9 protein-coding genes are annotated in these 13925 nt (G+C 36.6%); all 9 read right to left on the bottom strand.

The window, feature by feature from the left end:
* Positions 1-37: 37 nt before the first annotated feature.
* A complete protein-coding gene (locus GH741_RS04475) occupies positions 38-2152 on the bottom strand; it encodes a glycoside hydrolase family 52 protein (protein ID WP_153735592.1) in 2115 nt (704 codons plus the stop codon).
* A 129-nt stretch (positions 2153-2281) separates the two neighbouring features.
* The gene (locus tag GH741_RS04470; RefSeq protein WP_153735591.1) at positions 2282-3160 is read right to left on the bottom strand and encodes a carbohydrate ABC transporter permease; all 879 of its coding nucleotides are present in this window, start codon (positions 3158-3160) and stop codon (positions 2282-2284) included.
* Between the two features lie 15 nt (positions 3161-3175).
* A complete protein-coding gene (locus GH741_RS04465) occupies positions 3176-4054 on the bottom strand; it encodes a carbohydrate ABC transporter permease (RefSeq protein ID WP_153735590.1) in 879 nt (292 codons plus the stop codon).
* Positions 4055-4261: 207 nt separating this feature from the next.
* Positions 4262-5587 (bottom strand): extracellular solute-binding protein, encoded by a 1326-nt coding sequence (locus GH741_RS04460; protein ID WP_420809386.1) that lies wholly within the window; start codon positions 5585-5587, stop codon positions 4262-4264.
* A gap of 95 nt (positions 5588-5682) precedes the next feature.
* Positions 5683-6474: a response regulator transcription factor gene (locus tag GH741_RS04455; protein WP_153735589.1), complete on the bottom strand. Its 792-nt coding sequence runs from the start codon at positions 6472-6474 to the stop codon at positions 5683-5685.
* Positions 6474-8201, bottom strand: a complete 1728-nt coding sequence (locus GH741_RS04450) for a cache domain-containing sensor histidine kinase (RefSeq protein WP_153735588.1) — start codon at positions 8199-8201, stop codon at positions 6474-6476. The genes GH741_RS04455 and GH741_RS04450 overlap by 1 nt, the downstream gene beginning before the upstream one ends.
* A gap of 219 nt (positions 8202-8420) precedes the next feature.
* The gene (locus tag GH741_RS04445) at positions 8421-9077 is read right to left on the bottom strand and encodes an SGNH/GDSL hydrolase family protein (protein WP_153735587.1); all 657 of its coding nucleotides are present in this window, start codon (positions 9075-9077) and stop codon (positions 8421-8423) included.
* Between the two features lie 71 nt (positions 9078-9148).
* Complete coding sequence (locus GH741_RS04440; RefSeq protein ID WP_153735586.1) at positions 9149-9781, bottom strand: polysaccharide deacetylase family protein; 633 nt, start codon at positions 9779-9781, stop codon at positions 9149-9151.
* Positions 9782-9923: 142 nt separating this feature from the next.
* Entirely contained in the window at positions 9924-13874 is a 3951-nt protein-coding gene (locus GH741_RS04435; protein WP_240795415.1) for an endo-1,4-beta-xylanase, read from the bottom strand.
* Positions 13875-13925: the final 51 nt, after the last annotated feature.

Raw genomic sequence — 13925 nt, 5'->3', positions numbered from 1 at the left:
CCATAGGAATGCCGGCCTTTATTATTTCATATAATCCTTATTTTTCGTCTAACCAAAGAATGCTAGTTACTCCACGTGGATAGTATTTACTTCCGATAATTTCACCTGATAAAATCTGGTCACTCCAGCTCCACACTGATAAAGACGGATGTGTTAACCATTCGACATGGGCCGCATCAGCCCTTGCTCCTTTTTCATCCCATTTCAAGCCAAGAATCTTACGTGCAATAAACTGAGAAAGATAAATCTTACTTAGCCAAGAATTGTTACTAGTCGAAGAAATTTTCCATCCACCGTCTTCAAATAAGCATATGCCATCCTGTAGAACTGTCTCAAAATGCTTTTTCAACGTTTTAATGTAATCCCCAAAACGTCCGTTAGGATCAAGCGCTTCTTGATTATTTGTATATAACGGGAAAATTAAACCTTCAATTGCCGGAATAATCTTTGAGTCATTTCCTTCACCAATAACTGCCGGTACGTAGCCTCCAGGCGTCACATTACTAACGATTGTCGAAGCACATCGAACTGCCTGTTCACCGGCTACATTAGCTAAATTTTCTTTGCCATGGTCACGGAACAATTTCTCAAGCGCCACATATGAAGCCCATGACTTTCCAGCTAGGTAAATATTGTTTCTTGCCTGACCCAAGGATACATCTAAGCTATCATAGGTTGTTATTTCAGCTCCACCCATAACACGAGAGGAGTCTAAACCCATAATTCCATTACGTTTATCTGGATCTGGATGATCACGGTTTAACATACTATCTAAACATTGCTCGAAGACTTTTATATTGTCACTAAACCATTCATTATCACCAGTTTGTTCTACATACACAGCTGCCGTTAAAATCCAATTAACTAATTGCTCATGTGTCATATGAGAGAAACAACCATCAATACCGTAAAGCTCATAAGAAGAATACTGTGGACGAGAAATTGTATTCGCTACCCCCATATCGTGTGTAAAGCTTATTCCACCTGGATATTCTGTATCATCGTTAGGAAAACGAACTTTATCTTCGTAGCTAAATCGGTCAATAAACATATTTAACTCATTTTTAACTGTCCATGGATTCATCTTTAATTCAAAAAAAAGTTGATCAACGGTAAGGTCAAATGTATTCATCATTCGATATTCACCTTCATTGACTATCCAAAAAGGATCACCATCTACATTTAGTAATTGGGTACAACCATAGTAGCTTCGTATTGAATGTGCCATCATGAATTTTTGATCTTCAGATAGATGTGACCCTTCTAACAATTGGTTTGCTTTTCTAGCACGAGTGGCTAATCTATTAAAGTTATTCAGTGTAAAACTAGCAACGTCTTCTATATTAGTAAAATACTTTGTGTAATAGTAGGATGCGTCAAGGCCAGCAGTAACTAATCCCCCGCGATAAAAACTAACTGCAAACTGATAGGTACGACATTCACCTGCTGGAACATCCATTACCAAAGCAGCAAATGGGCCTAGTCCAAACGTCCAGTTTTCCTGAAGATCGGTTGTCAAAATATTTTCTAATGTAAAATGCTGTGCTGACTTAACATCTGAATCTGATGAAGTAATTGCAGTTAACCTTCCTTGCCCAATTCCTGATATATTCTCAAGTGTGTCATCTAATCTTCTCATGGAACTATAAACATCACTACCTTCATAGCCAAAAAATGCTCTGCGTGGTTTATCACCTCTGGAATTATCGATAGTTAACTCCGCTAATACCGAAGGAACAAGTGCAATCTTCATTTCCTCATCGGATGCTGTTCCTGGTTCAGGTACTGACTCTACTTGAGAATATATAGTAAATTCCAAATCACCGGCCTTCCAGCTATCTGTTCCTAACTGAAAGTCGCGTTCGATTTCTTCTTTAGCAAAAGGGAAAATAATTTTAGGTTTATCTGGATCAGGATCAGGATTTTCAACATCATAGCGCTTACTTTCATCATCTTCACCATTATTAAAGAAAGGTAATGCATCATAATGTCCTTGACGATTAGACGACTCTACTCCGATATAAACATTTTTACGGGGAGATCGACCAAGTTCTAAGTCCAACCCACCTCCGGAACCTGGGAATCCAAGGGTAAAACTTGAAAATGATCCAATCGGTGAATGATGTGCATTAAAAAAATTGTTTTTCGGCATATTTTTGCATCTCCTTATGTACTCATAATCATTTATATTTTAATAAAATTCAATTTTCCAATAAATTAAGCTTTAAATTAGGCTTACTCCGGTTAATACTGGAGTAAGCCTAATTTAAATAAGTATAATTTAACCTTTCACAGAACCAGCAGCTATTCCTTCTACAATACGATTACTTAAGATAAAGAATGCAATTAAGACTGGAATGATACTGATCATTAGGGTTGCACCAATCGCTCCCCAGTCAGTTAGATATTGACCGATAAAGTTTTGAATACCAACAGTCAATGTTTTGTATTTATCAGAACTAATAAATGTGTTTACAAATACAAACTCATTCCAATTGTAAATCATATTGATAATAGCTGTTGTGGAGATAACAGGTGTTGTAATTGGCAGAGTGATTTGGAAAAAGATACGGTGAATTGAACATCCATCCATAACGGCTGCCTCTTCTACCTCACGTGGTAACGTGTAATAGAAGCCTAACATGATCATAATAGTTAAAGGTAAATTATATGCTGTGTACGTTAAAATAATTGAAAGCGGATGATCAATAAGGTTTATGTCTAGGAAAAACGAAAACAATGGAATCAAAGCGGAGTGAATTGGTACCATCAGTCCAACCATGAACAATCCTAGAGCCAATTTATTAAGTTTCCACTCCATTCTAGTAATTGCAAATGTAACAAAACTAGCGAATAGTATTGTTAAAATAACAGCTGTTACTGTTACAAAAACACTGTTGAAGAAATATGAACCTACTCCACCATCTACCCAAGCTTTCACATAATTTCCCCACTGTGGATCTGATGGTAAAGCAAATGGGGATGTACCGAACACTTCTGCATTCGTCTTCAAAGAGAAAAAGAACAACCAAATAAGTGGGTAAATTTGGAATATAGCAACTAAGACCAATACTAAATAAAGGAGGCCTAGTCCAATTCGATTACCTAAACTAAGTTTTGTTTTATCATTTGTTTCTAAAGATGCTTGTTTACTTGTCATTTTAGACCCTCCTTATTAGTATTGAATTTCTTCATCAGAAGTTGTTAATTTACGGATTAACCAGGTAAGAAGTAAACATATCACTAATAATGCAAATCCAACCGCACTACCATATCCAAAGTTGTAAGCACCGAATGCTTCTTTATACATGTAAGATGCCATTACTTCACTTGCTCCGTTTGGTCCTCCACCAGTCATTACATAAATTAAATCAAAATATTTCAATGATCCGACAATAGCAAGAACAATAGTAACTTTAATTACTCCTGCAATTAGTGGCACCTTGATCTTCCATGCGATTTGCAATGGATTAGCACCGTCGATTCGTGCTGCTTCCACTAATGATTCAGGAATACCTTTTAATGCAGCAGAATAAATAATAATGTAGAATCCAGCATATTGCCATATAATCGCAATGAAAATTGAGAATAGAACAAGATCCGGATCTGCTAACCATATTGGTGTATTTTCTACACCAAAAAATTCAAGTAAACTATTTAGCATTCCATTGTTTGGATCATAGATTTTTAACCAAAGTTGCGCAATTGCAACAGAAGACAGTAACATTGGAATTAAATAAATCTTTCTTAACAGTTCAGATCCCTTTAGTTTGTTAGCTAGTACTAGAGAAATGAGTAAGTATGCACCTAAACTTAATGTTGAGAATGCGGCTAATAAAAAGGAATGATACGCACTATCCCAGAATTTAGCATCTTGCATTAACGCGATGTAATTTTCTAATCCTATGAATGTCATCGCACCAATTCCATCCCAATCCATTAAGCCATAGTAACCAGACATCATAATTGGAACATATACGAGGGCTAAAATTAAAATTAGAGCTGGTAGTGTGTAAAGTGCAATAACTAACTTATTCGACATAACTTGCTTCATATAATAATTCCTCTCCTTTCTTATTGTAAGGCATTTATGTTTGTGAAGAGTACTAAGTGTACCTTGTGTTACCCTCTTTTAATTTTTAAAGAATACCTAGAAACTAACTCTTTTGTTGTTTTAGCTTCCATTTTTCCCACTTTACTAATCGGCAAAGTGGGAAAAATGGAAGCTTCACCTTGAAGGTGAAGCTTCAACATATTATTTTTACTCTTCAGCTGCAAGTGCTTCTTCTTGTCTAGCAGCAAACTCTTCTGGAGTTACTTCGCCACCAAACAACGCTTGAATCATATCCAAGTGTACTTGTGCTACAGCTGGGCTCATTTGAACATCAGCATAAAGTGTGATGTTTGACGCTTCGTTTAAATCATTAAGAACGTCAATGTACATTTGTGGTAATTCAATACCTTCTGTATCAACTTTTGTTGCAGGAATAACACCAGCATTAGTTACAGCTTGTTCTCCCCATTTTTCAACAAAGAATGAAACAAAGTCTTTTGCTTCTTGTTTAACTGGTGAATCTTCAGCCACAAACAATCCAACACCAGGTCCACCTACATAACTATTAACATCTCCACTTCCGTCAACAGTTGGGAATTTGAAGTATCCAACATTATCTCTAAATTCTTGAGGATTATTTTCATCAGTAGTCCACTGAGGAAGATCCCATGTTGCCATCAAATACATAGCTGCCTGTTCATTAATGAAATAACCTTTTGCTTCATCATTCGCTAAACCGTTATAACCTTTTACAAACGCACCCATATCTACTAATTCTTGTACTTTTGCCGCCGCCTCAACTAAAGCAGGATCTTCAAAGCTACCTGAACGGTTGATTGCATTTGTAAGCGTTTCTTCTCCACCAATACGGTCAGCTAAATACATATACCACATAGAACCAGTCCAGCTATCTTTGTTACCTAGAGTTATTGGAATAACGTCATTATCAACAAAAGTTTGAACTGCTGCTTTTAATTCTTCAAAAGTTTCTGGTACTTCTACACCATATTCTTCGAAAATTGCCATGTTATACATAACTGGTGTAATGTTCAACTCAAGTGGTAAACCATAGGTTGTACCATCTATTGCATAAGCTTCAGTTGTACCTGGTACAAATGAATCACTATGGTCGTTTTCAATTACATCATCTAACGATGCAAACATGTTGCCGTTTACATAAGGCTCTAAAAATCCAGCAGCCCATGTCATACCTACATCTGGTAATTCATTTGAAGAAGATAATACTTTTAATTTATCTTTATACTGTTCATTACCAAGAATTTCCGGTTCAACTGTAACACCTGGGTTTGCTTCTTCGAATTCAGCAATTATATCGTTAACAATCAAGTGATGTTGTCTAGAACTTCCTTCTGGCCATAAGTGCATGAAACTGATTGTTTTTTCTTCTACATCAGAACCACCTTCATTTCCTGATTCTGCTTCATCGGTTCCACCACCAGCACATCCTGCAAGTGTTAACATTATTAATGCTATTAATCCTAAAATATACGGAAACGCTTTCTTATTCAAAATAATTACCTCCTATTTGGTGTTTTGCTACAACTAAAGTCTATCACCATGAGAGGGCTTACGTAAGGTAACTACGATTGGGTAAAGTACTACTATCTTTAGAAATCGTTTTCATTTCCCTTACGATAAGCATTTGGTGTCATACCCTCATATTGCTTGAAAAGCTTTATAAAGTATTTAGATGTATTGTAGCCAACTTTCTCTGCAATCTCTGTCACTGGTAATGTCGATGTCATTAATAAGTTTTTGGCATGTTGTAAGCGTATCCTTGTCAAATACTCGCTAAATGTTACATTAGTCTGTTCCTTGAAAAGAGCACTAAAGTAACTTGAGTTCAAATGAACATGGGCAGCAACTTGTTTTAATGTAATCTCCATATTAAATCTTTCATCGATAAACAAGATTGCATCAATAATCGATTTACTGTATATTTTGTTACCATCATTATAATTATTCATATCAGCTAACTTTTCATCTACGACTTTTTGAATTAATCCTGTTCTTGTTTGTTTTTGTTCCACTTGAACCGCCTGCTCTACCGCTTCAATTAGCTTTTGTTTACTAACTGGTTTTAGTAAGTAATTTACAACACCAAGTCTAAGTGCTTGTTGTGCATAAGCGAATTCAGAATATGCAGAGATAATAATGACTACGGGATTCCTCTCCTGTTTTTTTAGGGTCTCTAATAAATATAGACCACTCATTTCTGGCATACGTATATCTGTTATTAGCAAACTAATCTTATTTGCCTCAATTATTTCGATTGCCTCTTCTCCTCCGGCTGCACTCAAAATGAGGTACTGACCATTCGCCCAATTTTCTAATGTTTTTTTGATACCTTGTCTGATCCTTGGTTCATCATCGACTATTAAGATTGTTTTCGTGTGCATTATTCCATTCCCCCATAAATAGGTATATCAAATGAGACACTTGTCCCTTTATTTATTTCACTTTCTATCACTAACCCATCCAGGTTCTCTTTTTGATAATATAATTGAAGTCTTTTTTGTACATTCGAAATAGCAATTCCATTGCCTTTAACTGAAGAAACGCCTTCATTCATCGATTGGTATAACCAATTCACTTTTTCTTGATCCATTCCTGGGCCATCATCGATAACTTTGATACTTAGCATATTTTCAACTTTTGATTTCTCAATAATAACTGAAACATGACAGGTTTGAACTGTGTTACCTGCACCATGCAGGATTGCATTTTCAACTAATGGTTGTATGATTAATTTTGGAATTTTAACTTTCTCCCATTGCTCAGGGACAAGTTTTTTCCAAGTTAATCTGTCTCCAAAGCGCATTTCCATGATTTGGATATACCGTTCCGCATGCTCCATTTCTTCTTTAATAGTTACCCATTCTCCCTTATTTATGTGAGTGATTGTGTACCTAAACAAACCAGACATTGCAAAAACAAGCTCTGCAAGTTCTTCCTCATCTTTTTCCTCTAATGACCAATAGAGTGAGTCTAAGGTATTGAACAGAAAATGTGGGTTTATTTGTGCTTGTAATGCCTTTAATTCTGTTCTGCTTCTCGTAAGCTCTTTTTCGTACACCATTTGTATTAAATGGTTTGTCTCTTCGACTAATTGATTATAAGTATTATTTAACTCATTAATTTCATTTGTTGATGATATCTTTGGGTTTAATGTTAAGATACCTTCACTAGCCTTCCTCATTGTTGTTGTTAGCTTTATAATCGGACGGGTAATTACGGTCGACAAAAAGAAAGAACAAACTGTGAAGATCATAAATCCGACGACGCCTGATACAATAATAACTGTTCTCAAAATTGAAATACCCTTAGTCAGGGCGCTAACTGGAGTAAGGATAGCTAAGGTCCAACCAGTGAGATTTGATGACTGTTTAGTTAGTATATAGTCATTGCCTTCTATCTGGATTGTGTCTTGATTACTGTTTAAGACTTTATTTATATCGCCATTATAGTTAGACACAATGGTATTTGAATTTTGATCAACTAGGATCGTATATTCATTATCTTGCTCATTATTTAGTTGAAAGTAGTTTTTATTAACTCTTACTAATAAGTAACCACCGTTACTGAAATTTTGGTCCATCAAACTAACTCTTCTAATTGCTAAATAGGAATCAGAATCTTCATCTTGTCCAATCCATAGTATTTTCCCCTTAAGCTCATCCGCTCTCTCGACTAGCCAAGGATCTATTCTATTGGTTAAACTACCTTCCCCTAAAGGAATGATTTTCTGATAATCTTTTGTATATATCTCAACGGTATATATACCGTCAGCATTTGCGTGGATGGTGTTGATTCTTTCCATTAATGCTTGCCTTTGATTGAAGGTTGCGTCATTTCCTTCTACTTCACTTAACAAGAGGTTTTGAACATCTTCATTGGTAACTAATTGTTTTGTTATCATATTTAATTGTTCAAATAGAGACTCAAATCTACCATTTGCTTCAATAGCGACTTGTTGAATTTGATCTTCCGCGTTATTCTTTAATAACATTGATACACGGTTAAAAGTCAATATACCAACAATTACTAATACAATGACCATAACAAATAGAAATACAATTAATATTTGATTACGCAGTGTATTCCACTTCTTTAATAATGAAAGCAATATAGTCCATCCTTCTCGGTAATACGATTTTTTTTGCTAAATTCGACATAACTAATTTTTATTGATTAGTTTACCATGAAAGCTAGGTATTGTGTTAGGTACGAACTAATTTTATAGATGAAAAGAAGAAATGATATAATCATTTCTTCTTTTCAGACTCTTAAAGGTTTTTTAACTAAAATCTTTAACCTGAATACACTTCAACATAAGAAAATTTAATTATATCCTGTTCCAATCAAACCCGATTTCTTTTAACAAAGCTCTTGTCAATACCATATGTCCTGCAGCAGTTGGATGGACACGGTCCCAAGCAAGTGTTGCAGAATATAGTTCTTTCAGTACATTATTAAATCCGTCCTGGGTATCAACAAGAATACAGTTATTTTCTTTAGCTATATGTTTAACAACCTCACCATATTGATCCATTGTTTGACGCATTGCATCATTAACATTACTTTCTAGATAATAAGGTGTCATTAATATTAATCCTTCTACTTGTGGTTTAGTTTCCTTTACCAATTTTCTAAGTGTTTGCTCATACTCTTCTATATAAACATGTCTATCTTTAATAAAAGGAGTGTCATATTGTCGCCATACGTCATTGATCCCAATCATAATCGATAACCAATCAGGTTTTTGGTCTAAGACATCCTCTTGCCATCTTGCATTTAGATTTAGAACGTTATTACCACTAATCCCTTTATTTATTACTCGAATACCTAACTCTGGATATACAGATTGTAGAAGAGCGTCTACATAGGATACATATCCTTGTCCCAAAGCACCAAATAATCCTTCTCCTTCCGGCTTCGCTCTGTCACAATCTGTAATAGAATCTCCGATAAATAATAACTTTTGTCCTTTTTCAAACTTCATCTAATATCTCCCTCTCTACTTCAACATTTAGTATAAGTGTTAATTTACAATGGTTATATGAGACCAAGTTTTTAACTATTATTTGATCTTGATAGTCTCAAAAGTTCGCTTACTGTTACGAATTGGTAGCCTTGGTTATCTATTTCTGTGACCAGATTCCTAACAGCTTCTATTGTTTGTGAGCGATCTCCATACCCATCGTGAAAAATAAGAATGCTACCATTTTTGACATGTTTAAGGCTTTTGGACAATATATGCTCTACCCCTGGTTGCTCCCAATCTTGTGCTTCCATGTTTAGTGCCCCAATCACACTGTATTCAAATTCCTCTACTACAGTCGCGGTGTCCTGATTATAGTCTAAATAAGGTGGACGGAATGTGGTTGGCTTCTTTCCTGTCATTTCTTTTATTAAGTTTTCAGTTTTAACTAATTCATTAAAACAGTCATCTGAACTCAATTCCGTCAATTTAGGGTGCGAGTATGTATGGTTTCCTATTTCATGTAAATTCTCAGAAACGGCTTTTACCACTTCAGGGTGCTTTATCATTTCTTCTCCTATCATAAAAAAAGTAGCTTTACCGTCAACTTTCCGAAAAATTTCTAACAGTTGTGAAGTATAAAGTGGATTAGGTCCATCATCAAATGTTAGCGCTACTTGCTTCTGAGATGTTTGAACGTCATTAATAATGTTAGGTTTATTCATAGTAATGCTCTCCTTTTAGTTTCACAAAATTCACTAGTTTTTCAATGAAATTTTACATGTTTAATCATGAAAACTCCATATATATGATTGGATAAAAAGATGGTGCCCCTAAAGTTTTAGCTCTAGGGACACCAAATTTGATTTACGCTCTTCTTCTATTACTTAATAGGAAGAAAGCTGCTCCTGCTATTAACAGAGTAAAGCCCACCACTAACCAATTAAATGTGCTAGTTGCTGTGTCTGGCAGTTCTTGGCCGTCTTCAACCTGCGGATCTTCTGTGTCTGGACTATCTTCTCCAGAAGTTTCAAATACAGTATACGTACTGAAGTGATCTACTTCTACTGTGATAGATCCATCTTTGTACGTACCTCCTACTAGTTCCCAAGCCTTGCTATCTGGGTTCCAATAGAAAACTTTAACATTATCCGGATTATCAACCTTGCTAGTGTCTACTGAGAAAGTGAGTGTTACTTTTCCGGAAAATTCACTAATTTCTTCTCCACCTTGTACGATCTTAAAATCGTAGACAGCACTTAAAGCACCATCAATATCTTTCATTTTCGTAATTTTGATATCTACTGCTTTATTACCGTTAGTTAGTAAAGAAGCTGGTATTTCAACCTTTACATCCTTTTTAGTAATTGTTATAGTAGCATTCTTTTCTTTTAATTCTTTTATTTGTTCCTCAGTAAATGAAACTACTATAGAGGAATCATTTTCGCTTAAGTCAACAATTAATTGACCGTCCTTCTTTACCTTCTTAACTTCTTTTATATCGACTGTTGCAGTTTTATCTTTTACAACTGGTTTAACAACTACAACATCTTTACTTGGCTTTTCTGGTGTTTCTCCACTATCTCCCGGTTCTTCACCTGGATCTGGAGTTTCTCCACCATCACCCGGATCAGTACTATTGTCACCAGCAACTAGATTAAGTACACCAAACACAGATGTATCTTGGTATCCGGTACCAGCCGTATCGTTCCACGTGGCAGCACTTTGACGGGCCCCATCTTTTGCGTCATTAATCTGTACATCAAATCCAATCTCCGTATCGTTTGCTGGAGTAATCGAATCTAATGGAATCTTCACTTCAACAGTGTAGTTTGTTCCATCAACCTTAGTTGCTGATACAAAACCATCTGCAATGCTTGGTGGATTGAAGGAAGTTTCATTGTCAAAGTTAACTCTATACTGACCATCATCATCTTGGTACGACGATGTCTTTTCATTGTTCTGGTCAACAAAGACTTCGATTGAGTCTTGCTCCCATGCATTTGCATTTGATTTATCTAGTTGAGCATCGCTAACGTTAACTAGAACATATAAGTTTTCATTATCCCAAAGTGCTTTCGTTACACCAGAAGCACCTTGCCATGCCATTTGATATTGATTAACTGGCAATTCTGGAGCATCGCTCCAAATATCATCAACAGAACCATCAATGGATGGAGTACCATATAAAGCATTCCCTTGCTTTATTACTTTTTCTACTGGTTCATTTTCAGCAATATATTTTTCTGGATCAATTACTGCATAGTACGCCTCTTTAGCTTGTAAGTCAGCATCAAATAACAATGGACTTTGTGCTGCTCTCCAGCTTGTTGCATCGTTTAATCCCCAGAATGTTACACGAGCGATATCACCTGCATATTCTTTATAGAGCTTAAACAATTGAGCATATAAGTAAGCTTGCTCGACTTCTTGTGCTTCCGTAAGCACATTGTCACTTCCAGCAGTAACATCAAGCTCAGTTACACTTACTTCACTTGTAACACTAGTAAACTTCTCTAGTGATTTTTCTACATTTTCTGGATTAGTATTTAAGTTGTAGTGCGCTTGCATACCCATACCATCAATTAGAAGTTCTCCATTATTTTCAGCTTTATACTCTTCATTTATTTCTTTGATCATTTGATAGATTGCTTCAGCTTTGTTCTGATTATCATCGTTATAATCGTTGTAATAAAGCTTTACATCCTTACCATTCAGTGCTTCTTTAGCAGCTAAGAAAGACTCTTTTACATAGTCAGTTCCGATAGCTTTTAACCAGCCAGAATTACGTAATGATGCTTTCCAATCAGATGGATTTGGAGGATTATCGTTCATTGCTTCGTTCACAACGTCCCAAGAAATCACTCGATCACCAAAATGTTCAACGGTCGTTTTAACGTGGTTTCTTAAATTTGCAAGAGCTTCCTCTCTCGGTAAAGGATCGCCGTTTGCATCAGTGTGAAGTGATTCCTCTGACTGCTGATGCCATACTAATACGTGTCCAACCATGTCTAGTCCAGCTGAATGAGCATCAGTAACAAGTGCATCTTCTGCAGTGAAATCAAATTCAGGATAAGTGCCATATGCATAACCTGGTTTCATTGCATTCTCTGCTGTTACAACATTGTGGTGCATTGTTAGAAGTTCAAGTCTAGTACCTTCAAATTCTTTAGCAGAAACTGCGTTACCAATTAAGAAATCATTTTGATACACATCTTTTATTGGTGTTAGGTCTTTCTGAACTTCAACTGTTCCTGTTCCAGTAGGCTCAAAGCTAATATCATCAATATAATAAGATGCTGTAGCATTATTCGAGCTTTCCACATAAATAGTTACATATTCGTCTCCAACACTGCTATAACGGTAAGTACCTTCGAACTGAACCCAGCCGTCTGCAGCGGTAACTGTTTTTCCTTCAAGGTTATTATAACTAGCACCGTCGCCACTTCCAACTTGTGTAGATAGTTGAAGCTGTGAACTGTCAGGTGAAATCAACTTAACCCATGCTGTTATCTTATATTCAAGACCCTTATCAATAAACTGCTCTACACGTAATGATGGTCCATTCCATGCTTGCTCTCTATCTTCCACTTTCAATGCGTAAGAGCCATCAGCAGTATTGTTTGCCTCATCAGTTACTGTAAGTGTTTCTACTTCACCTCTAGCTTCGAATCCAGCTAAATCTTGATCTTCAAAAGTAACCGTTTCGAATGGTAAAGCATCTGGTCTATCATCCTCTGGCGCCGGCTCTTCCCCACCTGAAGTTGCCTCCTCAGTGATAAGGATATCCCCAACGTAGAACGGAACTGTTGCTCCTTCTCCATTTGATTGGACTCGAAGCTTGGAATCTGCGCTAGTATCTACGGTAAATTCCTTTGTCAACGTAAACGCTTCTCCGGCTACAAAATTCACATTGGATAACCATGTATAACTGTCTACGGTTGAAAGAACTACTTGTGCATCAGTTGGCACAGTTACATCACTGTCTACATAACCCGTAACAGTTACTGTGTAGGTCTTTCCGTTTTCTAATCCTATGTCTGTGAAATTGAAATCAGCTGCAGAGTAATCATTCTGTCTGTCACTCACATATAAAGCTGTTCCATCATCATTACCTGCGAAAGTCTTATCAGTCACCTGTGTTAGGCTAGCACCGCCGGATTGTACAGCAACACCTGGACCATCAGCAAAGGATTCATGATAAACTTCTGTATCTGTTACCGGTGCAGTTGTTTTGTCGGTTGTAATCATAACGTCTCCGACGTAGAACGGAACTGTTGCTCCATCTCCATTTGATTGGACTCGAAGCTTGGAATCTGCGCTAGTATTTACGGTGAATTCCTTTGTCAACGTAAACGCTTCTCCGGCTACAAAATTCACATTGGATAACCATGTATAACTGTCTACGGTTGAAAGAACTACTTGTGCACCAGTTGGCACAGTTACATCACTGTCTACATAACCCGTAACAGTTACTGTGTAGGTCTTTCCGTTTTCTAATCCTATGTCTGTGAAATTGAAATCAGCTGCAGAGTAATCATTCTGTCTGTCACTCACATATAAAGCTGTTCCATCATCATTGCCTGCGAAAGTCTTATCAGTCACCTGTGTTAGGCTAGCACCACCGGATTGGACAGCAACACCTGGACCATCAGCAAAGGATTCATGATAAACTTCTGTATCCGTTACTGGTGCAGTTGTTTTGTCGGTTGTAATCATAACGTCTCCGACGTAGAACGGAACTGTTGCTCCTTCTCCATTTGATTGGACTCGAAGCTTGGAATCTGCGCTAGTATCTACGGTAAATTCCTTTGTCAACGTAAACGCTTCTCCGGCTACAAAATTCACATTGGATAACCATGTATAACT

This window comes from Aquibacillus halophilus (genome assembly GCF_009649745.1).
GTDB lineage: Bacteria > Bacillota > Bacilli > Bacillales > Amphibacillaceae > Aquibacillus > Aquibacillus halophilus.
The sequence above is the reverse complement of the archived record's forward strand: the minus strand, read 5'-3'. Positions and strand labels throughout refer to the sequence as shown.

What these genes read in the sequence shown, in the direction of transcription:
- GH741_RS04475 (WP_153735592.1), bottom strand. Translation starts at nt 2,152, where the DNA reads ATGCCGAAAAACAATTTTTTTAATGCACATCATTCACCGATTGGATCA.
- GH741_RS04470 (WP_153735591.1), bottom strand. Translation starts at nt 3,160, where the DNA reads ATGACAAGTAAACAAGCATCTTTAGAAACAAATGATAAAACAAAACTT.
- GH741_RS04465 (WP_153735590.1), bottom strand. Translation starts at nt 4,054, where the DNA reads ATGAAGCAAGTTATGTCGAATAAGTTAGTTATTGCACTTTACACACTA.
- GH741_RS04455 (WP_153735589.1), bottom strand. Translation starts at nt 6,474, where the DNA reads ATGCACACGAAAACAATCTTAATAGTCGATGATGAACCAAGGATCAGA.
- GH741_RS04445 (WP_153735587.1), bottom strand. Translation starts at nt 9,077, where the DNA reads ATGAAGTTTGAAAAAGGACAAAAGTTATTATTTATCGGAGATTCTATT.
- GH741_RS04440 (WP_153735586.1), bottom strand. Translation starts at nt 9,781, where the DNA reads ATGAATAAACCTAACATTATTAATGACGTTCAAACATCTCAGAAGCAA.